1 protein-coding gene is annotated in these 391 nt (G+C 39.1%); it reads left to right on the top strand.

The window, feature by feature from the left end:
• Window positions 1-391 (top strand): ATP-binding cassette domain-containing protein (locus ACFINO_RS10475; RefSeq protein ID WP_375655780.1); only part of this gene is annotated, 391 nt, incomplete at both ends.

Below are 391 nucleotides of genomic sequence, written 5' to 3'. Positions count from 1 at the left end.
TGGTAGGTGAACGTGGACTTAAATTATCAGGTGGTGAAAACCAACGTGTAGCTATTGCGCGGACATTGTTGAAAGCTCCCCCCCTTCTTATTCTGGATGAAGCAACAGCAGCTCTTGATACGGCAACAGAACAGGAAATTCAACAAGCATTGGATATTATAAGTCGTGGACGTACAACATTAATAATTGCTCACCGTCTTTCTACTGTTATCAATGCTGATGAAATTTTAGTTCTCAAAAATGGTCGTATTATTGAAAATGGGACACATACAGAACTTTTGCGTAAGAAAGGTTTGTATGCTTCAATGTGGAATAAGCAACTTGAAGAATCGCAAGCAGAAGAAAAACTACGTAAAATGCGTGAAGAAGATGAGTTGGGTGTTGTTAATCG

The organism is Bartonella sp. AA83SXKL, assembly GCF_042196965.1.
Classification (GTDB): domain Bacteria; phylum Pseudomonadota; class Alphaproteobacteria; order Rhizobiales; family Rhizobiaceae; genus Bartonella.
This window is presented reverse-complemented; position numbering and strand designations above follow the sequence as displayed.